Consider the following 23,308-nt stretch of genomic DNA (forward strand, 5'->3'; position numbering starts at 1 on the left):
CCTTCGATGACTACGTTTAGAAATACTATGAAATATCGTTGTGACAGAACAGCTTTTTTTGCGATCTGGCGATGGAAAAGCCGAATTCCGTCCGCGGCGGCGTGGCAAACGCGTCGCGGCGGTGCCTGCGAACGGACGCCATGCACGGAATCGTGCGTGGATCGCCGTGTTCAGGTCAGCAGTGCCGCGACCAGGTCGCTGTCGCCGTCCGCGTCGGCCTGGAAGTCCAGGCCCTGCTCCACGTGATCCAGGTGTTCGATCATCAGCTGGCAGGCGCGCTCGACGTCGCCCTCGCGGGCGGCCGCCAGGAAGGCGTGGTGTTCGTCGGACGAGCAGGCGGCGTCCACCGTGGACTGGTACAGCACGGTGATGATGGCGCTGCGGGCTGACAGTTCGCGCAGCATTTCGGTCAACACGGCGTTGCCCGCGACCTCGGCCAGCAGGGTGTGGAAATCGGCCAGGAGCCGGTTGCGCAGCTGGACGTCGTTGCCCGCCACTGCCTTGCGTTCCTGCTTCAGGTGCTGCTCGATGCGCTTGAAGTCCGCCGGCTTGGCGCGGGCGATGAATTCGCGCGCCATGGCGGTTTCCAGGATGCGGCGGACGGCGAAGATTTCCCTAGCCTCGGCCGCGCTGGGCTTGCTGACGAAGGCGCCCTTGTCCGGCACGGTGCGGATGAGCTTGTCCTTGGACAGCATCAGCAGCGCGGCCCGGATCTTGGTCCGGCTGACGCCATAGGCGCGCGCCAGCGCTTCTTCTCGCAGGCGGGTGCCCGGCGGCAGGCGATGGGCGACGATGGCCGCCGCGATGTCGCGGGCGATGTGCTCGGTGCTGGTGTCGGCGGCGGTCGATGCGGGCATTGGGGGCAGGATCGTTGCGTAACGGGCCGGCCCGTGCGCCGGCGATCGCCAAGTCTAACCAATTTCAGGCCACATAGATTGCATACAAAATTTACATGCATTAGAGTGGTCGGCATGACTTCCGACACTGCATCGCTGATTTCCTTCATCGACGGCCAGCACGAACGCCAGACGGCTTTCCTGCGCGAGCTGGTTCGCGTGCCCTCCGACAATCCCCCCGGTGATTGCGCGCCCATCGCGCGGCGCGCCGCCGCCTTGCTGGGCGAGCTTGGCCTGCAGGTCGAAGCCTACGAGGTGCCGCAGGAGCTGGTGCAGGGCAATGGCATGAAGTCGGCGGTCAACCTGATCGTGCGCCATCGCTTCGGCCCGGGCGGTCCCGTGATCGCCTTGAACGCGCACGGCGACGTGGTGCCGCCGGGCGAGGGCTGGCAACGCGACCCTTATGGCGGGCAGATCGAACAGGATCCGCGCCATGGCCCGGTCATGTACGGCCGCGGCGTCGCGGTATCCAAGTCCGATTTCGCCACGTATACCTGGGCCTTGCTGGCGCTCATGCAGGCGCAGCAGGCGGGGGCCGCCCTGTGCGGCTCGGTCGAGCTGCACTTCACGTTCGACGAGGAAGTCGGCGGCGAGATCGGCCCGCGCTGGCTGCTCGACCAGGGATACAGCCGGCCGGACTATGCCTTGTCGGCGGGCTTCGGTTACGCGATCACGTCGGCGCATAACGGCTGCCTGCATGTGGAAGTCTCCATCCAGGGCCGCCAGGCGCATGCCGCCATGCCGGAGACCGGCGCCGATGCGCTGGAGGCCGCCACGCACGTGCTGCAGGCGCTGTACGCCTTTCGCGCCGAACTGGCCGGCCGGCGTTCCGCCACGCCGGGCATAGGCGCGCCCACCCTGAACGTCGGCCTGATACAGGGCGGCATCAATACCAATGTGGTGCCCGACCGCGTCAGCTTCCGCATCGACCGCCGCATGATTCCGGAGGAAGCGGGCCATGACGCGGAAGGCGAACTGCGCCGCATCGTCGATGGCGCCATCGCGCAACGGCCCGGCTGCGCCGCGACCGTCCGGCGCATCATGCTCGCGCAGCCGCTGACGCGGCTGCCTGGGGCGGAGCGCCTGATCGAGCCATTGCGGCGCCATGCCGAGGCCATCATGGGCGCGGAGATTCCCGTGCATGGCGTGCCGCTGTACACCGACGCGCGGCACTACACGCAGCGCGGGATACCCACCGTGCTGTACGGCGCGGGGCCGCGCACCCTGGTCGAAGCCGGCGGACACAACGCCGACGAAAACCTGCGCCTGGAAGACCTGCGCAAGGCCACCCAGGTAGTGGCGCTGACGCTCGCGGACCTGCTGGACGCCGGCGGCTAGTTTCCCGCCAGGGTCGCGTCCAGGCCCAGCAGGAAGGTCTCGGTCACCTGCGCGGCCAACTGCACGTCCTGTTCCGTCACGGTCTCCAGCGGATTGTGGCTGATCCCGCCATTGCCGCAGCGTACGAACAGCATGCTCACCGGCGCGGTCTTGGCGACCATCATGGCGTCGTGTCCGGCGCCCGACGACAGCTCATGCACCGGCACGCCATGGGCGGCGATCGCCGCCGACCATAGCGAACGCTGCGCGCCCGCGCAGGGCGTCGCCGGCACGCGCATGATCTCTTCCATCGCATGGCGCACACCCCGGCGCGCGCAGACGGCGGCGATCTCCGCGTCCAGGTCGGCCAGCGCGGCGTCGCGCACGGCATCGTCGGGCGCGCGCACGTCCAGCGACAGCCGGCAGCAGCCGGGGATGACGTTGACCGAGCCGTCCGGGACCTCCAGCCGGCCTACGGTCCCCACCAGCCCGTCGCCCCGCGCGCAGCGCCGCTCCACGGCCAGCACGATTTCGGCGGCGGCGCAGGCGGCGTCGTGGCGCATGTTCATCGGTGTGGTGCCGGCATGGCCGGCCTGGCCTTCCAGCGTCAGCAGCCGCCGCACGCCACCGGCGATCGCGCTCACCACGCCCACCGCCAGGCCGCGCTGCAGCAGGACCGGACCTTGCTCGATGTGCACTTCGAAGTAATGCGCCAGGTCCGCGTCACCCGCCGCTCCCGTGACGTGCCGAACGTCCGCACCCGCCTGGCGAGGGGCGCGGTCGCGCAACGCATCCGGGTCGAAGCCGGCGTCGCGCAGTGCGTCGCGCATCGCGATCCCCTGCGCATCGAGGCGGTCCAGCGTGGACATATCGAAACGTCCGACATAGGCGGACGAGCCCAGGAAGGTGCTGCCGAAGCGCAGGCCTTCTTCCTCGGCGAAACCGACGACCTCGAAATCGAAGGGCAGGCGGCGACCCTGCGCGTGCAGGTCGGCCACGATGGCGATGGGCAGCAGGATGCCCAGCCGTCCGTCGTAGCGGCCCCCGTTGCGCACGGTGTCGTAATGGCTGCCGGTCGACACGAGCCGCGCCGGCTGCCGTTCCGGCGCGGCGCGATAGCGGCCGATCACGTTGCCCACCGCGTCATGCCGAACTTCGTCGAAGCCGGCCTCGCGCATCAAGGTTTCCAGCGCGGCGGCCACCGCGCGATGGGCGGGGGTCATGTAGGCGCAGGTCAGGTGGTCCGGGTGATCGGAATGCCGGGCCAGGGCGTCGGCCCAGCGCAGGATGCGTTCGCCGCAAGGGCGCAAGGCGGTAAGGGACATGGAGAATTCCGCGCGCTGTGGAGAGCCTGCATTTAACGCCAATACACAAACTTTGTATACAGGACCCGCGGGGCGGGTGGTTGCCGCGGTCGGGGGCGCCCCGGCGCTCCGGCGGCGGCTATCGCACCCGGGTCGCACTACGATCGGACGCGGCATCTCTGCCTGGCACGCGGCCCGCGGCTTCGATCGCCTGGCGGCAGCCTTCAATGATGCTTTTTTACCGCGCACCGCAAATTCCCGGCCCCCCGACACCTGGGCGGCCGCACCAGGGTGATAAATTTAGCCTCTTGCCCGCCGATATCCACCGCGGTGCGAGATTTCTTCTTCCTTCAACCAGGAACAGCCATGGAATTCAGCCAGTACAACGTCAACACCCTCATGGAGATCACTTCCCGCCCGGACCTCGTGTTCGTGCGAGGACAGGGATCCTGGCTGGAGGACAACGCGGGCAAGCGATACCTGGACTTCATCCAGGGCTGGGCGGTGAACTGCCTGGGCCATGGCGCGCCTGAAATGCTGCGGGCGCTGAACGAGCAGGGCGCCAAGCTGATCAACCCCTCGCCGGCGTATTTCAACGAACCCTCGCTGAATCTGGCCCAGCGCCTGACCCAGGCTTCGGTGTTCGATCGTGTCTTCTTCGCGAACAGCGGCGCCGAAGCCAACGAAGGCGCCATCAAGCTGGCGCGCAAGTGGGGCAAGGTGAACCGCAACGGCGCCTACAAGATCATCACCATGGACCACAGTTTCCATGGCCGGACGCTGGCGACCATGTCGGCGTCGGGCAAGCCGGGCTGGGGCACCATGTTCGCGCCGCAGGTGGACGGCTTCCCCAAGGCCAACCTGAACGACCTGGATTCGGTGCACAAGCTGATCGACGCGCAAACCGTCGCCATCATGCTGGAACCGGTGCAGGGCGAAGGCGGCGTGATCCCCGCCACGGCGGAATTCATGCAGGGCCTGCGCAAGCTGGCGGACGAGCACGGACTGCTGCTGATCGTCGACGAAGTGCAGACCGGCATGGGCCGCTGCGGCACCATGTTCGCCTACCAGCAGTTCGGCGTCACGCCGGACATCATGACGCTGGGCAAGGGCATCGGCGGCGGCGTGCCGCTGGCCGCCTTGCTGGCGCGCCAGGACGTCAGCGTGTTTTCGCACGGCGAACAGGGCGGCACGTATAACGGCAACCCGCTGATGACGGCCGTGGGCGTGGCGGTATTCGACGTGCTGAACGCGCCGGGCTTCATGGATACGGTGCAGGCGCGCGGCCGCCAGTTGTCCGAAGGCCTGCTGAAGCTGTCGGCCAAGTGGGGCATGCACGGCGAACGCGGCGCCGGCCTGCTGCGCGCGCTGGTCATGGACCGCGACGACGGCCCGGCCATCGTCGACGCCGCGCGCAAGCTGGAGCCGCAGGGCATGCTGCTGAACGCGCCGCGCGCCAACCTGCTGCGCTTCATGCCGGCGCTGAACGTGACCGAGCAGGAGGTCGACCTGATGCTCGACACCCTGGACGGCATCATCGCCAGGATGCGCGGCTAGGCGCTCGCCCTTCGGGCGCGGTGCTTCACTTGAGTGATATGAGCACCGCGCCTTCGGGCACCTGGTCGCCGACCGCGTAGAACAGTTCCGCGACTTCGCCATCCGCGGCCGCGGCGATGGTGTGTTCCATCTTCATGGCTTCCATGACCAGCAGCGCCTGGCCCTTGCTGACGGTATCGCCGGCGCTGACGCCGATGGAAATGATCTTGCCCGGCATGGGCGCGCTCATGTCGCCGCCGTGTTCGCCGTGGTCCTGGCCCGCGCGCGCCAGCGGATCGTCCAGCAGCAGCTGGCGCGTCTCGCCGTCGTGGAAGACATGGACGCCATCGCCCGACCACACCGCCGTGCCGCGGATTTCGCGTTCGCCCAAGACCACGCGCAGCTCCCACGCCTGGCCGAGCGCGTCGCCCGGCGTCGCCTCGGTATGCAGCGGCGCTTCGCCGCCGATGTCCAGGGTCCAGGCGCCATGTTCGCGCTTGAGCAGGACCGTGCGCGGCCCGTCGGCGGCGCCGGCGGGCTGGTCCAGCCAGTGGACGGCACGTTCGTAGCGGCCGTCCACGCGCCAGCCATCGCGCAGGTCCCAGGGATCCGCCGCGTGGCTGGCGGCCGCCGTCACCGATGCCGCCGTGGCTGCCGACACGCCCTCGCGCGCCAGCAGCGCCGCCGTCGCCAGCGCCAGCATCTCGCGTGACGCGGGGTGAGCGGCAGGCAGCAGCGTTTCGTGCCGGCGCTCGATCAGCCCGGTGTCCAGGTCCGCCGCCGCGAAGGCGTCGTCCCGCATCAGGCGGCCGAGGAACGCCGTGTTGGTGTGCACGCCCACCACCCGCACCTGTTCCAGCGCCTGCGCCATGCGCACCCGCGCCTCGTCGCGGTTTTCGCCGTGCACGATCAGCTTGGCGATCATGGGATCGTAGTAAGGCGTGATCGCATCGCCGGTGCGCACGCCGCCGTCCACGCGCACCGCGGCGCGCGTGAAGGCGCCATGCGGCGGCAGCGCCAGGTACCGCAGCGTGCCGATCGACGGCAGGAAGCCGGTATCCGGATTCTCCGCGTAGATCCGCGCTTCGATGGCATGGCCGCGCAGCCGCAGGTCCTGCTGCCTGGCGGGCAAGGGTTCGCCGGCCGCCACGCGCAATTGCCACTCGACCAGGTCCACGCCCGTGATCATTTCCGTCACGGGATGCTCGACCTGCAGCCGCGTATTCATCTCCATGAAGTAGAAGCGGCCATCCGGCTCGGCGATGAATTCGACGGTACCGGCCCCCACATAACCCACGGCGCGCGCGGCGGCCACCGCGGCGTCGCCCATGGCCTGGCGGCGCTCTTCCGTCATGCCGGGCGCGGGGGCTTCCTCGATCACCTTCTGATGGCGCCGTTGCACCGAGCAGTCGCGTTCGAACAGATAGATGCAGTTGCCCTGCGCGTCCGCGAACACCTGGATTTCGATGTGGCGCGGCTTCTGCAGGTAGCGTTCGATCAGCACCCGGTCGTCGCCGAAGCTGGAGGCGGCCTCGCGCCGGCAGGACGCCAGCGCGTCGGCGAAATCCGCGCCGTCGCGCACGATGCGCATGCCTTTGCCGCCGCCGCCGGCGCTCGCCTTGATCAGCACCGGATAGCCGATGGCGTCGGCCTGGCGCCGCAGGAAATCGGCATCCTGGTTGTCGCCGTGGTAGCCCGGCACCAAGGGAACGCCGGCCTTTTCCATGAGTTGCTTGGCGGCCGACTTGCTGCCCATGGCGGCGATGGCGTCGGCGGGCGGACCCACGAACACCAGCCCCGCCGCCGCGACGCTTTGCGCGAAGCCGGCGTTTTCCGACAGGAAGCCATAGCCGGGATGGATGGCCTGCGCGCCCGTCGCCTGCGCGGCCGCCAGGATGAGATCGCCGCGCAGATAGCTGGCGGCCGGCTCGGCGGGCCCCAGGCGCACGGCCGTGTCGCAGGCGGCCACGTGGGCCGCTCCCGCGTCGGCGTCGGAATATACGGCCACCGTCCGTATGCCCAGGCGGCGCGCGGTCGCGGCGACCCGGCAGGCGATTTCACCGCGATTGGCGATAAGCAGAGTTGAAAACACGCGGGCTCCCGATCACAGACAACTACATGCGGAACACGCCGAAGCGGGTTTCCGGTATGGGCGCATTCAGGGCGGCCGACAGGCCCAGGGCCAGCACGCGCCGCGTATCCGCGGGCGCGATGATGCCGTCGTCCCACAGCCGCGCGGTGGCATGGTAGGGATGGCCTTCGCGTTCGTATTGCTCGCGGATGGGCGCCTTGAAGGCTTCTTCCTGTTCGGCCGACCACGTGCCGCCCTTGGCCTGGACGCCGTCGCGCCGCACCGTCGCCAGCACGCTGGCGGCCTGTTCGCCGCCCATGACGGAGATGCGCGCGTTGGGCCACATGAACAGCAGGCGCGGCGAATACGCGCGCCCGCACATGCCGTAATTGCCGGCGCCGAACGACCCGCCGATCAGCACGGTGAACTTCGGCACCGCGGCGGTCGCCACGGCGGTGACCATTTTCGCGCCATGGCGCGCGATGCCTTCATTCTCGTACTTGCGGCCCACCATGAAGCCGGTGATGTTCTGCAGGAACACCAGCGGAATGCGCCGCTGCGCGCAGAGCTCGATGAAGTGCGCGCCCTTCTGCGCCGACTCGGAAAACAGGATGCCGTTGTTGGCGACGATCCCCACCGGCATGCCGTGCACGTGCGCGAAGCCGGTGACCAGCGTCTGCCCGAAGCGCGCCTTGAATTCGTCGAAAGCGGAGTCGTCGACGATGCGCGCGATGACCTCGCGCACGTCGTAGGGCTTGCGCGTGTCCGCCGGGATGATGCCGTTCAATTCCTGCGGGTCGTAGCGCGGCTCGCGGACCGGCTGCAGCGCCAGCGGCCGCGGCTTGTTCAGGTTCAGCCGGGCCACCGCGTCGCGCGCCAGCCGCAGCGCGTGGTGGTCGTCCGCCGCCAGGTGGTCGGCCACGCCGGACAGCCGCGTATGCACGTCGCCGCCGCCCAGGTCTTCCGCGCTGACTTCCTCGCCGGTGGCGGCCTTGACCAGCGGCGGGCCGCCCAGGAAGATGGTGCCCTGGTCGCGCACGATGATGGACTCGTCGCTCATGGCGGGCACGTAGGCGCCGCCGGCCGTGCAGGAGCCCATCACGACCGCGATCTGCGCGATGCCGTCGGCCGACATGACGGCCTGGTTGTAGAAGATGCGGCCGAAATGGTCGCGATCGGGAAAGACGTCTTCCTGCCGCGGCAGGTTGGCGCCGCCCGAGTCCACCAGGTAGATGCAGGGCAAGCGGTTCTGCGCGGCGATCTCCTGCGCGCGCAGATGCTTCTTGACGGTCATCGGGTAATACGTGCCGCCCTTCACGGTCGCGTCATTGCAGACGATGACGCATTCCGTGCCGGATACGCGGCCGATGCCGGTGATCAGGCCGGCCGCCGGCGCTTCGCCGTCGTACATGCCATGCGCGGCCAGCGGCGACAGCTCCAGGAACGGCGAGCCTGGATCCAGCAGGTGTTCGACGCGCTGGCGCGGCAGCAGCTTGCCGCGCGCCACGTGCTTGGCGCGGGCGGCTTCGCCGCCGCCCTGCGCGGCAGCGGCCATCCGCGCCCGCAGATCTTCCAGCAAGCCTGTCATGACGCGGGCGTTGTCCTGAAAGTCCTGCCCGCGCGGGTTGATGCGCGATTCGATGATGGCCATCGCCGCGCGCGCCTTACAGCATCTCGATGGCCATGGCCACGGCTTCGCCGCCGCCGATGCACAGCGTGGCGACGCCGCGCTTGCGCTCGTTCTTGCGCAGCGCGCCGACCAGCGTGGCCACCAGCCGCGCGCCGGAGGCGCCGATGGGATGGCCCAGCGCGGTGGCGCCGCCGTGCACGTTGACCTTGCTGTGCGGGATGTTGAATTCTTTCATCACGCCCATCGTGACCACCGCGAACGCCTCGTTCACTTCATAGAGGTCGACGTCTTCGGCACGCCAGCCGGTCTTCTGGAACAGGTTCTTCAGCGCGCCGATGGGCGCCGTGGTGAACCATTGCGGTTCCTGCGAATGCTGGGCATGGGCGACGATGCGCGCCAGCGGCTTCACCCCGAGCTTGTCGGCGGTGGACTGGCGCATCAGCACCATGGCGGCGGCGCCGTCGGAAATCGACGCGGAGGTCGCGGCGGTCACCGTGCCGTCCTTCTTGAAGGCGGGCTTCAGGGTGGGGATTTTTTCCGGCATGGCCTTGGTGGGGGCTTCGTCGATGTCGATGACGGTGTCGCCCTTGCGTCCGGCCACCGTCACCGGCGTGATTTCCCATTTGAAGCTGCCGTCTTCCGTGGCCGCGCGGGCGCGCCGCAGCGATTCCGTGGAAAACGCATCCTGTTCTTCACGCGTGAACTCGAAGCGCTTGGCGCAGTCCTCGGCGAACACGCCCATGGCGGTGCCGCGCTGGTAGGCGTCTTCCAGGCCGTCCAGGGCCATGTGGTCATACACGGTGGAATGGCCGTAGCGATAGCCCTGGCGGCCCTTCATCAGCAGGTAAGGCGCGTTGCTCATGCTTTCCTGGCCGCCGGCCACCACGACCTGCGCCGAGCCCGCCGTCAGCAGGTCGTGGCCCAGCATGGCCGCCTTCAGGCCGGATCCGCAGACCTTGTGCACGGTGGTGCAGGCCACGCCTTGCGGCAGGCCCGCGCCCAGCGCGGCCTGGCGGGCCGGGGCCTGGCCCTGGCCGGCCTGCAGCACGTTGCCCATCAGGACTTCATCCACCTGCTCGGGCTTCAGCCCGGCGCGTTCGACGGCGGCCTTGATGACGACGGAACCCAGCTCGTGCGCGGCCAGGCCGGACAAGCTGCCCAGCATGCCGCCCATGGGGGTGCGCGCGACGGAAACGATGACGATGGGATCGGACATGATGGACTCCTGTTCAGCGGGGCGGCCTGGCCGCCGTCATGGATGCGCCCTGGCCTTGCGGCAGCGGCGCGGGTTCGTTCGGGGGGTGTCGGGTTCTGTTCTGACTGAATCTGGATCGGGCGGCCGGCAAGCCGTGCCGGCGCGGGACTACACGGTTTCGTTGAAGAGTTCGCGCCCGATCAGCATACGGCGGATTTCGCTGGTGCCGGCGCCGATCTCGTACAGTTTGGCGTCGCGCCACAGGCGGCCGGTGGGAAATTCGTTGATGTAGCCGTTGCCGCCCAGGATCTGCACGCCTTCGCCGGCCATCCAGGTGGCCTTTTCGGCGGTGTACAGGATCAGCGCCGCGCAATCCTTGCGGATCTGCCGCACGTGGCCCGCGCCCAGGCGGTCCAGGTTGCGGCCGACGGTGTAGCAGAAGGCCCGGCTGGCCTGCAGCCCGGCGTACATATCGGCGACCTTGCCCTGGATCAGCTGGAATTCGCCGATGGCCTGGCCGAACTGCTTGCGGTCGTGGATATAGGGCACCACCACGTCCATCACGGCCTGCATGATGCCCAGCGGGCCGCCGGCCAGGACGGCGCGTTCGTAGTCCAGCCCGCTCATCAGCACCTTGACGCCGCCGTTGATCTCGCCAAGCACGTTTTCCTCGGGGACTTCGCAATCCTGGAACACCAGTTCGCCGGTGTGGCTGCCGCGCATTCCGAGCTTGTCCAGCTTCTGCGCGACGGAAAAGCCGGCAAAGCCCTTTTCCACCAGGAAGGCGGTGATGCCGCGCTGCCTGGCTTCCGGATCGGTCTTGGCGTAGACGACCAGCGTGTCCGCGTCGGGACCGTTGGTGATCCACATCTTGCTGCCGTTCAATACGTAGCGGTCGCCTTTCCTGTCCGCGCGCAGGGTCATGCTGACGACGTCCGAGCCCGCGCCGGGCTCGCTCATCGCCAGCGCGCCCACATGCTCGCCGGAGATCAGCTTGGGCAGGTAGCGCTGCTTTTGCGCGTCGGTGCCGTTGCGGTTGATCTGGTTGACGCACAGATTGGAGTGGGCGCCGTAGGACAGGCCCACGGAGGCGCTGGCGCGGGAGATTTCCTCCATGGCCACCATGTGCGCCAGATAACCCATGTCGGCGCCGCCGTAGGCTTCGCTGGCGGTCATGCCCAGGACGCCCAGGTCGCCGAGCTTTTTCCACAAATCCATGGGGAACTGGTCGCTGCGGTCGATTTCCGCCGCCCGGGGAGCGATCTCCGCCTGGGCGAAACGGCGCACGCTGTCGCGCAGCAGGTCCAGGTCTTCGCCCAGATCGAAACTCAGGCCGGGAATTTCCATGCATGTCTCCTCAGAGGGTGCGCCCGCACTCTTCGGCCGGACCGCGCGCCGTGGCCATCGGCCATCTTGCGCCAGCCGCCCGGCCGGATGCAATGCTGCGCCGCTTATATTACGTTTACGTAAACGTGAGATCAATACGGCATTTCTACGGTCTTCGCGGTGGTCGTCTCAGGGCCGCAGGGCCGCGGTCAGCTCCGGCTCTCCAGCAGGCGGCGGCATTCGGCTTCCTGCGCCGCGATCTCGCCCAGGGTTTCCTCGATGTCCAGCCGCTGCTGCTCCAGCGTGTCCCGGTGGCGGGTCAGCACGGCCAGGTACTCGCGCAGCTGCTGCGCCTCGGTATCGCCCGGACCGTCGTACATATCGATCAGGGTACGGATTTCCGACAGCTGCAGGCCCAGCCGCTTGCCGCGCAGGGCCAGCTTGAGCCGGGTGCGGTCGCGCGCGTCGTAGACCCGATTGCGGCCCTCACGCGACGGGCTGACGATGCCCTGGTCCTCGTAGAACCGGATCGTGCGCGGCGTGATGTCGAACTCGCGGGCGAGTTCGGAGATGGTCCAGGAAGCGGGCGGCATGGCGTTGGCAGCTTACGTAAACGTCAATTATGATGGCCTGAACGCCACCGTCAAGCTGGGAGTAGCCGTTATGAACCCGAATGAGCACAAGCTGGAATATCCCTGGGGCGACAGCCAGCCCGAAGCCGGCATTGCCCGCGAGCTGGCGCCGGGTGTCCGCTGGGTGCGCATGCCGCTGCCGTTCGCCCTGGACCACATCAACCTGTGGCTGCTGCGCGATGAAATCGACGGCCGCCAGGGCTGGACCGTGGTGGACACCGGCATCAGCCGGGATGAAGTGAAAACCCTGTGGGAAAGCATATTCGAGCGCCAGCTGGACGGCCTGCCGGTGTTGCGGGTACTGGTGACCCACATGCATCCGGACCACGTCGGCCTGGCGGACTGGATCTGCCGGCGCTGGAAGGCCCCGCTGTGGATGACGAATACGGACTATGCCGTGGCCTGCCTGTTCTCGCGCGGCGGCACCGCCACCAGCGGCGGCGCCGGGGCGGGCGGCGATGACGCCGTCGCCCATTTCGCCCGGCACGGCCTGGTCGATCCGGACGCCCAGCAGCAGATACGCGAGCGCGCCGGCTACTACCCCAATCTGGTGCCCGGCATGCCGTCGCGCTTCACGCGCATCATGGACGGCGACCTGATACGCATCGGCGGCCACGAATGGCGCGTCATCGTCGGCTACGGCCATGCGCCCGAACACGCCTCGCTCTATTGCGCCGCCCTGAATGTGCTGATTTCCGGCGATATGGTGCTGCCGCGCATTTCCACCAACATCAGCGTCTTCAACTACGAGCCCGAATCCAACCCGCTGCCCCTGTACCTGCGATCGCTGGACGGTTACGCCGGGCTGCCGGCCGACGCGCTGGTATTGCCTTCCCATGGGCGCCCTTTCAAGGGCCTGCACGAGCGCATCGCCCAGCAGCATGCCCACCACGCCGATCGGCTCGCCGAGGTCGTGGACGCCTGCGCCGAACCGCGCAGCGCCTTCGACATCGTGCCCGTGCTGTTCAAGCGCAAGCTGGACCTGCATCAGATGACGTTCGCGATGGGCGAGTCGCTGGCCCATCTGCACGCGCTGTTTTTCGACGGCAGCCTCACGCGGCAGACGGGCGACGACGGCATCGTGCGCTTTTCGGTGGCCACGGGCAGGTAGCCACGGGCGGTCAGCCACGGGCGGTCAGCCACGGGCGGTCAGCCACGGGCGCCGTCCATGCCTCGCCGGTGAAGATGGCATCATAGGCGGACTGGCAACCGTTTCATCCGTCTCATGGCTTCCGATTCCAAGCACCTCGACACCCTGCTGCAGCACACCGGCATCGCCGGATTCGATCCCGCCACCGGCGCCGCGCCGGTCGGGCTGCCGCCGGTGCGCACCAGCACCGTGCGCTTCCAGAGCCTGGCCGCCCTGGAAGAAGCGGAACGCCGCAAGGCGGCCGGCGAACGCGTGGTGGCCTATGGCCGCATGGGCCTGGATACCCACGTGGCGCTGGAAGACGTGTTCAAGCACCTGGAGCAAGGCACGCATTGCTACCTGGCGCCATCCGGCCTGTCCGCCATCACGCTGGCGTTCATGTCGCTGCTGTCCGCCGGCGATCATGCCCTGGTCGCCGACAACGTCTACGGCCCGGTGCATTCCCTGGACCAGGCGGTGCTGAACCGGATGGGCATCCAGCTCACGTATTTCGCGCCCAATTACGACGATATCGATGCCCTGGTGCGGCCGAACACGCGCCTGCTGTACGTGGAATCGCCGGGATCGCTGTTGTTCGAAATGCTGGATATCCCGGCGCTGGCGGAAAAGGCGCGCCGCCACGGCCTGGTGCTGGCCACCGACAACACCTGGGGTTCGGGCTACATCTACCAGCCGCTGGCGCTGGGCGCGCAGGTGTCGGTGGTCGCCGGCACCAAGTACGTCGGCGGCCATTCCGACCTGATGCTGGGCGCGGTGGTCACCAACGACGAAGCGCTGGCGCAGCGTATCAACAAGACCCAATACGCCATGGGCTATTCGATCAGCGCCGACGATGCCTGGCTGGCCTTGCGCGGCGTGCGCACGCTGCCGCTGCGCATGGCTCAGCATGCGCGCAATGCGCTGCAGGTGTGCGATTTCCTGTCGACGCGGCCGGAGATCGCCCGGCTCTATCATCCGGCGCTGCCGTCCGACCCCGGGCATGCCTTGTGGCGGCGCGATTGCACCGGATCCAACGGGATGATGGCCGCGGCGCTGCGCCTGGCGCCCGCCCAGGCGCGCGTCTTCGTCGACAGCCTGAAGCTGTTCAGCATCGGTTATTCGTGGGGCGGTTTCGAAAGCCTGGTGCAGCTGGTGTCGCCCGACTATCTGTCCGGGCATCGTTATTGGCAAGGCGATGCGCCCGCCCTGGTGCGCCTGCATATTGGCCTGGAATCACCGGCGGACGTGATCGACGACCTGGCCCAGGCGCTGGATCGCGCGTCGGCCTCGGCTGCTTAAGGGTAGGGAAGCGGGTCAGCGCACCGACGTCGCCAGCCGCAGGGCGAGTCCGGCGAACACCAGGCCGGCGCAGATGTCGAGCGCGCGGCGGGCGCGCGCCGAACGCTGCAGCATTGCCCCCGCCGCGCCGGAAAACACCGCGATCGCGCCGAAGACGAGCAGGGTGGCCAGCATGAAGACCGCGCCCAGCACCACCACCTGCAGCCCGACCGGTCCGGCGGCGGGCGTGGTGAACTGCGGCAGGAACGCCAGGAAGAACAGCAGGACCTTGGGATTGGTCAGGTTCATGACGATGCCGCGCGCATACAGCGCGGCCGGACGCAGCCGGGGCGGCTCGGCGCCCGCGGCCGTTGCCGCCGGGGCGCGGAAGGCCTGCCACGCCAGATAGGCCAGGTAGATCGCGCCGGCCCACTTCAACACGGTGAAGGCCAGCGGCGACGCCGCGAACACCGCCGCCAGGCCGGCCGCCACGGCGGCCATATGGCCCAGCAGCCCCGTGCACAGGCCCAGCACCACCATCAGCCCCGCCGACCGGCCCGAACGCGCGGACTGCATCAGCACGAACAGGTTGTCGGGGCCGGGCGCGAGCGCCAGCAGCGCCGCGATGCCGAAGAAGCTGGTCAGGGTATGGATGTCCGGCATCGCCGATCCGATCCGGTCCAATCCGGTGCGCCGCCGGCGGCGCGGCCGGCAGGCGCGCGTCCGCGTCGAGGGCGTGCGCCGTTGGACTTACTTGCCGTCGCGCGCCATCGGGATCAGCTTGTTCACTTCATCCAGCGCGCCCTGGTAGCTGTTGCCCGCCATGACCGGCGACGTCAGGAACTTGCCGCCGACCAGATAGGAAGGCGTGCCGTCGATGTTCGCCTGCTTGGACAGCTGCGTGGCGCGCTCGGTCTGGGTATTGACGGAGAAGGAATCGAACACTTCCTCGAACTTCTTGCGGTCCACGCCCTGCGCGGCGACCCAATCGGCCATGGCCGACTTGGTGAACAGCTGCTTGTGTTCCTGGTGGATGGCGACGAACACCTTGTCGTGCAGGTCCGGGCGGTTCAAGGCCTGCAAGGTGTAGTACAGCTGCTGCAGGGGCTTCATGGCCGCGTTGAAGGCGATCGGCACCTGGACCAGCACCACGTCCGCCGGCGCGGTCTTGGCCCAGCTTTCCACCATGGGTTGCATGGCGGCGCAGTGCGGGCAGGTGTAGGCGAAGAACTCCATGACCTCGATCTTGCCCTGGTGGTCGCTGGGGATGGGCGGGTTCACCACCTGGTAGGGCTGCGCGCCTGCCTGCGGCGCCTGGGCATGGCTGGCGGGCGCGAACAAGGCCGTGGCGGCGAGGGCGGAAACCGCCAGCAGGCGGCTAAGCAATTTGGTCATGTCGGTGTGGATCCCGGGTTGAGGTCTGAGGAGTGTGCTGCCGGCGCGGCGGCATGTGCGGGACATGCCGCGTGCGCGCGGGAAGGTCTGGACAGTAGAGACAGGCGCGCGGGAAACGAGTTCCGCTGCGCCCTATTGGCGGACCACCGCCACTTCGATCTTGTTTTCTCCCAGCCGGGTGCGGGCGCGGTTCATATCGTCCAGCCGGGCGAAGGGCCCGACCCGCACACGATTGATGGGCTTGCCGTTGACCTCGGCGCGCTGCACGGCGACGGGCAGGCCCAGCAGCAGGATGCGCGCCCTGAGCGCCTCGGCGTCGTCGGCGGCGCGGTAGGCGCCGGCCTGCAGGAAATACTTGCCCCCGGCGTCCTTGGCCGTGTCACGGGCGGCCGGGCTGGCGCTGGCCACCGCGGGCGGCTTGGCCGCGGCCTTGTCCGCCGTTTTTTCGGCTGGTTTGTCGGCGGATTTTTCGGTCGCGCGCGCCGCCGGCTCGGGCGTCGACGGCAGCGTCGCGATCAGCGCGCCCAGGTCGTCCGCGCCCTGTGGACCCGCCCCCGATTCGGGCGCGGATGGCGTGGCGCCCGCCGATGGCGGCTGCGTGGCCGTCGGGCCGGTGGGCGCGGTGCCGGCCGCGCCATCGCGGCCGTACAGCCCGGCGTTGGGATCCGGCGCATTGCGCACGTCCGGCAAGGGGCTCTGGTCGGCGTTGCGCGAGGCGCGATCGACGAAGGGGACCGGTGCGCGGGTCACGTAAAAGGCAACGCCGGCGGCGACGATCAGGCCGATCAGCAGGCCGGTCAGCACGCCATACAGCGTGCTGCCGCGTTCGGACGATCGCTTGGCGGATTTGCCGGTCTTGCGGGGTTTGCGTGCGGCGGCCATGTGAACCTACATGCGCTGGGGCGCGGTGACGCCCAGCAGTGCGAGCCCGTTGGCCAGCACCTGCCGGGTGGCCGACGCCAGGCGCAGGCGGGCGCGCTTCAGGGCGATGTCGTCGACCAGCACGCGTTCGGCGTTGTACCAGGCGTGGAAATCGGCGGCGCAGTCGCGCAGCCAGAAGGCGACGTGATGCGGGGCCAGTTCCTGCGCGGCGAGCTGGATGACATTGGGGAATTCGGCCAACCGCTGCATCAGCGCGAATTCGGTCGGCGCCGTCAATCGTTCGATGCCGGCGGCGGCGATGTCCTGCTCGCTTTCGCCCGATTGTCCGACCATCGAGCAGATGCGCGCGTGCGCGTACTGGATGTAATAGACGGGGTTTTCGTCGCTTTGCGACAGCGCGAGGTCGACGTCGAAGACGAATTCGGTATCGGCGCGGCGCTGGATCAGGAAATAGCGCACGGCGTCGCGGCCGACCCAATCGATCAGGTCGCGCATGGTGACGTAGCTGCCGGCTCGCTTGGAGATCTTGACCTCTTCGCCGCCGCGCATCACCTTGACCATCTTGTGCAGGACGTAGGCGGGATAGTCCTTGGGGATGCCCAGGTCCAGCGCCTGCAGGCCGGCGCGCACGCGGGCCACGGTGCCGTGGTGATCGCTTCCCTGGATGTTCACCGCGCGGTGGTAGCCGCGTTCCCATTTGTTGACGTGGTAGGCCACGTCGGGCACGAAATAGGTATAGCCGCCTTCACGCTTGCGCATGACGCGGTCCTTGTCATCCCCCGTGCCCAGTTCCGTGGTGCGCAGCCACAGCGCGCCATCCTGTTCGTAGGTATGGCCGCTGGCGACCAGTTTGGCCACCGTCTGTTCGACGCGGCCGCTGGTGTACAGCGAGCTTTCCAGGAAGAAATTGTCGAAGGTCAGGTCGAAGGCCTGCAGATCGCGGTCCTGCTCGCGCCGCAGATAGGCCACGGCAAAGCGGCGGATGGCGTCGAGGTCGTCGACGTCGCCGCTGGCGACGGTTTCCTCGCCGTCGGCCGCGCGGACGGCGGCGCCCGCCATGAAGTCCCTGGCGATGTCGACGATGTATTCGCCCTTGTAGCCGTCTTCCGGCCAGCCTTCGGCGTCAGGGCCGACGCCCTTGGCGCGGGCCTGCACGCTGATGGCCAGGTTGTGGATCTGGTTGCCGGCGTCGTTGTAGTAGAACTCGCGCATGACGTCGTGGCCGGCGGCGTCGTACAGGCGGCAGATGGCGTCGCCCAGCGCGGCCTGGCGCGCGTGGCCGACGTGCAGCGGTCCGGTGGGATTGGCGGAAACGAATTCCACCAGCACCTTTTCGCCGTGGCGCGCGGCGCGGCCGAAGGCGTCGCCCTGTTGTGCGATGGCGGCCAGCACGGCCTGCCGCGCGGCCGCGGTGATGCGGATATTGATGAAGCCGGGGCCGGCGATTTCCGCGGCGTCGACGATGTCGCGCGCGCGCGGGTCGGCGGCCAGCGCGTCGACGATGGCTTGCGCCAGTTCGCGCGGATTGCGCTTGGCGGCCTTGGCCACTTGCATGGCCACGTTGGTGGCCACGTCGCCGTGGGCCGCGACCTTGGGGCGTTCCAGCAGGATGGTGGGGCGCGCCTCGGGCAGCAGGGTGCCGACGGCGTCTTGCAGCAGGGAAACGAGTAGGTGCTGTTGCTCAGGGAGCATGGGGACTCGGAAAAGACGGGAAAACAGGCGGCGGGACGCAATGCCGCGAATTACGGGATGATACCGTGATTTAACCCCGCGCCGCGCCGCGCGCCGGGTCCCGCGCCGGGGCGCGGGGGTGGTCCGGACGCGGGGGCGCCGGGGGCCATCCGTGCCCTCAATGCGCGATGTCCAGGTCCAGCGTGCGGCGCAACCATACGCGATATGCCGGCATGTCCACCGTGCCGACCACGGGGTTGCCGCCGTGTTCCCAGCCGTCCACGCGACGGATAAAGGCTTCCACCTCGGCGCGCGCGGCGTCCCCGTACCGGGGATGCAGCCCCTGATGCGGCACCACGCGATGGCCGTCGGCGCTGCTGACGGAACGGTCGTCGTTGTTGGCGCGGCCGCGTCGGCCGCGCTCGTCGTGCACCAGGGGATTGTCGACCCGTTGAAACGCCGCTGGCGGCGGCAGGAACGCCGCGCCGGCCGATTCCGCCTGCTTGAGCATCCAGGCCAGCGCGACGTCGGACAGATCGCCTCCGGGGCGCGCGGTATCCGCATCGGCGCCGCGCGGCAGGTAGCCGCCGCCGATGTCGCCATGCGCGCCGATGAAGGGCGCGGTGACCCGCATGCGGCCGTGGCCGGCGCCGGCCCTCTCGGGCTGGACGATCAACGGAAAAACGGCGCGATGCTCGTGCAACGCGATCGCATGCGAGATCCAGCGCCATTCGGCGGACGCCGCGAAGTTGTAGTCCGCATTCCCCGATCCCAGGAAACCGAACTGCGCCACCGTGTCGAACAGGCCGATGAACCGCAGGTCCGCGCAGGCGGTCACCGTACCCTGCACCGGGTCGCGCACCCAGAACCGTCCATTCCGATAATGATCGGCGATCATGTTGCTGAAATGCAGGGCCAGGGCCGCCCCGCGCGAATAACCCAACAGGTCGATCGCCACGCCCGCCTGCCCGTTCCATGCGACGTGCCGCAGCAACGCGGCCCACTGGGTTTCCAGGATAGCGGGCGCGGATCCCGCCGTGGCGGCGTCCACCCAGCGCGGTGACGTGAAACCGGGTCCGTGGTGATAGAAGATGGGACCGTCGCGGTACCAGTTCCTCATCAGTCCGACGTTGGTGCGCGCCGGGATATCGCGGCTGGTGCCGTCGAAGGCGAACAGCAGCAGGCCGAACGGGTCGACGTGGCGGCGCGGCTGTTGGTCCGCATACCCATAGGCCTGGGTGTCGGGGCGCGGCCCCGCCGGATCCGGCTCCAGATAATGCCCGGCGCGCGGATCGTAGGTGCGCAGGTAGTTGTCATGCAGGCCCGTCGCCGGGTCGTGGATATGGCCCGGCTGGCGCAGGGGCATGGCAAGGTCGCCGTCGGTCGCCAGGATGGCGCCGGTGGGCGACCACATTGCGCGCCAGCGCAGCCGGCGCGATGCATCGGTGACGGCGTGCGGCAGGCCGATGGCATCGGCGTGGATGGCATGGAAGACCGGCGCGGCGGTCGCGCGCGGACGGGTGCCGGCGCGTCTGCCCGTGCTCGTGCCCGTGCCCGTGCTCGTGCCCGTGCGTGTGCCCGTGCGTGTGCCGGCGCCGGGGCCGGCGGTGCCGCTCAACGGACGCGGCTGTGGATAGTCGATCATGGCGATCGGCACCCAGCCCGCGTACACGAAACGCCGCGTGACGCCGACACCGCCCGCCGGCAGCGGTTGGGCGATCGCCGCCAGCCGGTTCGACACGTATAGATAATCCTCGATGCCCCCGCCAGCGCGCCGGCGTATGCGTTCGCCATAGGCGTTGTGCGTATAGCGCGCCAGCTCACGGCCGCCGGTCACGCTGGCCAGCCTTCTGTCCGGACCATAACGCAGGCGCAGATCGCCGTGCGCCGTCGGCAGGCCGCTGGCATCGCGCCGTGGGCGATGCACTTGCGTGCCGGCGTCGTCTTGCACCGCGTAGGCATCGCCCGTTCCGCGCCAGGCCAGGCGCCATGCGTGCTGCGTGCCGGCCTGGTCCTCCTTGTGCAACGTCGCCGTGGCGGCCAGCAGCTGGCCATCCGCATCGCGTCCATAGCCGTAGGCGCCCTGCCAGCCGGCCACCCGCAGCGTTTCTCCCGCGATGCGTCCCGCCGCGTCGTAGCGCAGGCGTTGCAGCAATACGGGCAGCCGGTCGGGCGCCGCGGGATCGTCCACCACCAGGGCGTCGAGCGCCCCGTCCCGCGCCATGCCGCGCGTGCGCAGGCCGTTGCCATGCTGGTAGCCCCCCGCCGGCAGTGCAAGCAGCAGCTCGTGGACGTGCTCGCCATCCTGCCAGGCGACGCGGCTGATGCGGCCGCTGTCGTCGTAGGCGTAGGTCAGGTAACCGCCTTCCGGCAGATCGTGCCGGACGACGCGGCCGGCGTCATCCCGCCGATAGCCTTCGCGATACGCGTAGGCGGTATCGCCGGCCCGCAGCGCGGGGCGAAGCACGACGCGCGCGATCAGCCGCCTATTACCGTCGTGCCGCCGCGTCTCTCGCTCGTGGGGATGGACGATGCTGGCCGGTGTCGCGCCACGCCAGGTAATGACCGTGCGCAAGGCGCCCGCCGCCGAACGCATGATGACTTCGACAGGGCGGCCGTCGTCGTCATACGCATAGCGCCAGATGTCGCCGTTCGCATAGCGGCGTTCCGTCACGCGGCCCTGGCCGTCGTGGCGGCGCGTTTCCCGGCCCGTCGCGTCGGAAGACCAGGCGGCCAGGGGCGCGCGCGGATGGGCGGCATCGAAGGCCAGCGACAGCCCCGCCCAGCCCGAACGCGACGCGCGCAGGGTCAGCAGGCCGCCATCCGCGGCACGGATGAAACGCAGGTCGTTGAGCCGGGTCGCGTTTCCATGCGCATCGTATTCGGCATGCAGGCCCGGCGCCGCGCAGCCGGGGCAGCCCGCGCCGTCCACGCGTAGAAGCACCGGCCGCCCGCCACGGATGGCGGTGTGGAAGTCGGTCGCGCCGGCCGGTCCGCGTACGCGTGTCAGGCCGATGGTCCCGCTGGCCGACGGCGCGGCCGCATAGCCGATTTCCACGCGGTCGCGCGCCGACTCCGGCCCGCCGTGCGTCGACAGCACCGCGCGGCCCTGGGCGTCATAGGCCCAGCTGTGCGTGCGCAGCGGCGGCCTGTCCGGCGCCGTGCGCCACGAAATGCCGGTCAGCAGATAGGGCTCGCCGCTTTGCAAGGCAGGTTCATGCGCATATTCCCTGCGCCAGCCGGCGGGATGGTCGACCGCGGCAAGGCGGTACGCGCGGCGTCCGGGCGGAACGTCATGGGTGTAGACGTAGGCGCCATGGCGGCTGTCGATGCGGGCCAGGCGCGCACCCGCGCCGCCGCTTTCGTAAACGAAGCGCAATGCCTCGCCATGCCGATCGACGACCTGCGTGATGAGAGCGTCGTCGCCTTCGGCGCGCACGATGCGAACATGGTCGCCGCCGCGGTCGCCGATGCGCGTCAGCCGTCCGCGGCCGTCGAAGTCCAGCACGTGTCCGTTGGGCCAGTGCCAGCGCCAGGCCGCTGACGTTGGCGTGGACGTGGACGTGGACGTGGGCGTTGGCACGGTCGTTGTCGCTGTCGCGGTCACGTCCGGCGCGCCGCCAGTGCGTTCCAGGCGGCCCGTTCCCGGCGACATCGGCCGGCAGGCCACGGCGCAATCGAAATCGACGCGGCTGCCGTCGGCCTGCGCGATCTGCACCCGCGCGCCGCCGTCGCGCGCATGTAGACGCGTGTCGTAGGACAGCGTCCACCCGCGTCCCAGCGGCCCGCCGCGCGGGTCCATCGCGTTGTAGTGTCGGACGATCTCCAGGCCGATCCCGGCGCCCGCGCCGGGCAGGTCCACTTCACGCTGGTATTTGTTGCCGGAGACCAGGTGGATGGGATTGCCCGCGCCCAGGTTCAACGCCGGCGCGGCGCCGCCCTGGGTGGCCACGCCGCCCGCCGGGCAAGGCTGGCCCAGGCGCGATGCGGCGCACGCCCGCGCGGCGGCATCCGTGCCCGAGGCGAACGAGGCCGTCGGTGCGATCATCGATGCGGCCATCGACATGGTCACGGACGTGCCCATCAACGCGGCCCTTCCGGCAACCATCGACGCGCCCTTCAACGCGGCGATCGCCGCGGTTCCACCTCTACCCATGCCGGCCTCCTGCTGTTTCGGCAGGTCCAAGCATGCGATTGGCAGTCTCGTCGCGTTGGGGTAGTGTACGAATTCGTCTCTCGTATTCGTTCCTTCCGCTAGACCCTGGAATCACATCATGCTCATCTCGTTCCGCTCGAAAGCCGGCTCGGAAGTGCTCATGCTTTCGGACCATGCCGCACCGCTGCTGAAGGCAGCGGGAAAGTCCCTGCCCGATGGGTTCCCGGAGCGTGGCGTGTTCACGCCCGACCAGCTGCAGCTGGCGATCGCCGGCATCGAAAAGGCGGTGGCGCTGGCGCCCAAGAACCCGGAAGACCAGGACAAGGACAGCGATCCCGACGCACCCGCCGCGCATCCGATGTCACGGCCGGTCGGCCTGCAGCAGCGTGCCTATCCCTTGCTGGACCTGCTGAAGAAGGCGGCCGACAAGGGCGTGAACGTCACCTGGGAATCGGCCTCGTCCTGGTAGGCCACGGCACGAACGGCACGAACGGCACGAACGGCACAAGCGGCGCAGTCAAGCCGCACGGTACAAGCGGCACGGCACAAGGAGCCCCCATGCGCGCAGACGTTTCCATCCTCTACGATGCCCGCCGTGCCGTCCACCTGGTCGCCCAGGTGGACCCCACGCCCGAAGCCGCGGCGCGTGCGCGCGCATGGTTCGACGACCAATGGGAAGCCTTGGGCTGCGAACCCTTGCGGCCCAGCGGCAAGGTCCTGCTGCTGGACAAGATACTGGGGGTGGCGGACGCGCTGGGCTATGACCTGCTGGCCGTGGATTCCACGCGCGCCCAGGAATTCGCCCACCATGCGGCGCTGGCGCTGGGCCGACCGCGCATTACCGTCGATCTGCCCGGCCAGGCCGTGGGTTATTGACCCGCCTTGGCGAC

The 23,308-nt window shown here is 69.0% G+C and carries 18 protein-coding genes; 6 read left to right on the forward strand and 12 right to left on the reverse strand.

The genetic code is table 11. The features are described from left to right. Positions 1–170 precede the first annotated feature (170 nt). The gene (locus CAL26_RS27355) at positions 171–857 is read right to left on the reverse strand and encodes a GntR family transcriptional regulator (protein WP_094849714.1); all 687 of its coding nucleotides are present in this window, start codon (positions 855–857) and stop codon (positions 171–173) included. Between the two features lie 114 nt (positions 858–971). Between CAL26_RS27355 and CAL26_RS27360 the strand changes: the two genes are divergently transcribed. Then, entirely contained in the window at positions 972–2,234 is a 1,263-nt protein-coding gene (locus CAL26_RS27360; protein WP_094850117.1) for a M20/M25/M40 family metallo-hydrolase, read from the forward strand. On the opposite strand, the gene CAL26_RS27365 is transcribed toward CAL26_RS27360, so the two are convergent. Beyond that, entirely contained in the window at positions 2,231–3,538 is a 1,308-nt protein-coding gene (locus CAL26_RS27365) for a hydantoinase/carbamoylase family amidase (RefSeq protein WP_256988609.1), read from the reverse strand. The two genes, CAL26_RS27360 and CAL26_RS27365, sit on opposite strands and share 4 nt — an antisense overlap. A 345-nt stretch (positions 3,539–3,883) precedes the next feature. Between CAL26_RS27365 and CAL26_RS27370 the strand changes: the two genes are divergently transcribed. Further along, the gene (locus tag CAL26_RS27370) at positions 3,884–5,074 is read left to right on the forward strand and encodes an acetylornithine transaminase (RefSeq protein WP_094849716.1); all 1,191 of its coding nucleotides are present in this window, start codon (positions 3,884–3,886) and stop codon (positions 5,072–5,074) included. 25 nt (positions 5,075–5,099) lie between these two features. Here CAL26_RS27370 and CAL26_RS27375 read toward each other — a convergent pair whose 3' ends face one another. The 5 genes from CAL26_RS27375 to CAL26_RS27395 all read right to left on the reverse strand — a co-directional run bounded on the left by CAL26_RS27375 (position 5,100) and on the right by CAL26_RS27395 (position 11,868). Further along, positions 5,100–7,145, reverse strand: a complete 2,046-nt coding sequence (locus CAL26_RS27375) for an acetyl/propionyl/methylcrotonyl-CoA carboxylase subunit alpha (RefSeq protein ID WP_094849717.1) — start codon at positions 7,143–7,145, stop codon at positions 5,100–5,102. A gap of 22 nt (positions 7,146–7,167) precedes the next feature. Beyond that, on the reverse strand, positions 7,168–8,775 hold the full coding sequence (locus tag CAL26_RS27380; protein ID WP_094849718.1) for a carboxyl transferase domain-containing protein: 1,608 nt from the start codon (positions 8,773–8,775) through the stop codon (positions 7,168–7,170). Positions 8,776–8,788: 13 nt separating this feature from the next. Continuing rightward, positions 8,789–9,970, reverse strand: coding sequence for an acetyl-CoA C-acyltransferase (locus CAL26_RS27385; protein ID WP_094849719.1), 1,182 nt, complete (start codon positions 9,968–9,970; stop codon positions 8,789–8,791). Positions 9,971–10,117: 147 nt separating this feature from the next. Further along, positions 10,118–11,296 (reverse strand): isovaleryl-CoA dehydrogenase, encoded by a 1,179-nt coding sequence (locus tag CAL26_RS27390; protein ID WP_094849720.1) that lies wholly within the window; start codon positions 11,294–11,296, stop codon positions 10,118–10,120. A gap of 188 nt (positions 11,297–11,484) precedes the next feature. After that, a complete protein-coding gene (locus CAL26_RS27395; RefSeq protein WP_094849721.1) occupies positions 11,485–11,868 on the reverse strand; it encodes a MerR family transcriptional regulator in 384 nt (127 codons plus the stop codon). A 70-nt stretch (positions 11,869–11,938) separates the two neighbouring features. Between CAL26_RS27395 and CAL26_RS27400 the strand changes: the two genes are divergently transcribed. Together CAL26_RS27400 and metC are read left to right on the forward strand one after the other, a co-directional pair. Then, the gene (locus tag CAL26_RS27400; protein ID WP_094850118.1) at positions 11,939–13,018 is read left to right on the forward strand and encodes an MBL fold metallo-hydrolase; all 1,080 of its coding nucleotides are present in this window, start codon (positions 11,939–11,941) and stop codon (positions 13,016–13,018) included. 114 nt (positions 13,019–13,132) lie between these two features. Continuing rightward, on the forward strand, positions 13,133–14,335 hold the full coding sequence (gene metC, locus CAL26_RS27405) for a cystathionine beta-lyase (protein ID WP_094849722.1): 1,203 nt from the start codon (positions 13,133–13,135) through the stop codon (positions 14,333–14,335). A 15-nt stretch (positions 14,336–14,350) separates the two neighbouring features. Here metC and CAL26_RS27410 read toward each other — a convergent pair whose 3' ends face one another. The 5 genes from CAL26_RS27410 to CAL26_RS27430 all read right to left on the reverse strand — a co-directional run bounded on the left by CAL26_RS27410 (position 14,351) and on the right by CAL26_RS27430 (position 22,418). Next, the gene (locus tag CAL26_RS27410) at positions 14,351–14,977 is read right to left on the reverse strand and encodes a LysE family translocator (protein WP_094849723.1); all 627 of its coding nucleotides are present in this window, start codon (positions 14,975–14,977) and stop codon (positions 14,351–14,353) included. Positions 14,978–15,064: 87 nt separating this feature from the next. Continuing rightward, entirely contained in the window at positions 15,065–15,709 is a 645-nt protein-coding gene (locus tag CAL26_RS27415) for a thiol:disulfide interchange protein DsbA/DsbL (RefSeq protein ID WP_094849724.1), read from the reverse strand. Positions 15,710–15,841: 132 nt separating this feature from the next. Continuing rightward, positions 15,842–16,591 (reverse strand): SPOR domain-containing protein, encoded by a 750-nt coding sequence (locus CAL26_RS27420; RefSeq protein ID WP_094849725.1) that lies wholly within the window; start codon positions 16,589–16,591, stop codon positions 15,842–15,844. A gap of 6 nt (positions 16,592–16,597) precedes the next feature. Beyond that, positions 16,598–18,283: an arginine--tRNA ligase gene (gene argS, locus CAL26_RS27425; RefSeq protein WP_094849726.1), complete on the reverse strand. Its 1,686-nt coding sequence runs from the start codon at positions 18,281–18,283 to the stop codon at positions 16,598–16,600. Positions 18,284–18,440: 157 nt separating this feature from the next. Next, positions 18,441–22,418 (reverse strand): DUF6531 domain-containing protein, encoded by a 3,978-nt coding sequence (locus CAL26_RS27430; protein WP_143277509.1) that lies wholly within the window; start codon positions 22,416–22,418, stop codon positions 18,441–18,443. Positions 22,419–22,536: 118 nt separating this feature from the next. On the opposite strand from CAL26_RS27430, the gene CAL26_RS27435 reads away from it, so the two are divergent. Beyond that, on the forward strand, positions 22,537–22,887 hold the full coding sequence (locus CAL26_RS27435; RefSeq protein WP_094849728.1) for a DUF1840 domain-containing protein: 351 nt from the start codon (positions 22,537–22,539) through the stop codon (positions 22,885–22,887). Positions 22,888–22,976: 89 nt separating this feature from the next. Next, entirely contained in the window at positions 22,977–23,294 is a 318-nt protein-coding gene (locus tag CAL26_RS27440) for a hypothetical protein (RefSeq protein WP_094849729.1), read from the forward strand. Positions 23,295–23,308: the final 14 nt, after the last annotated feature.

The organism is Bordetella genomosp. 9 (assembly GCF_002261425.1).
GTDB lineage: Bacteria > Pseudomonadota > Gammaproteobacteria > Burkholderiales > Burkholderiaceae_B > Bordetella_C.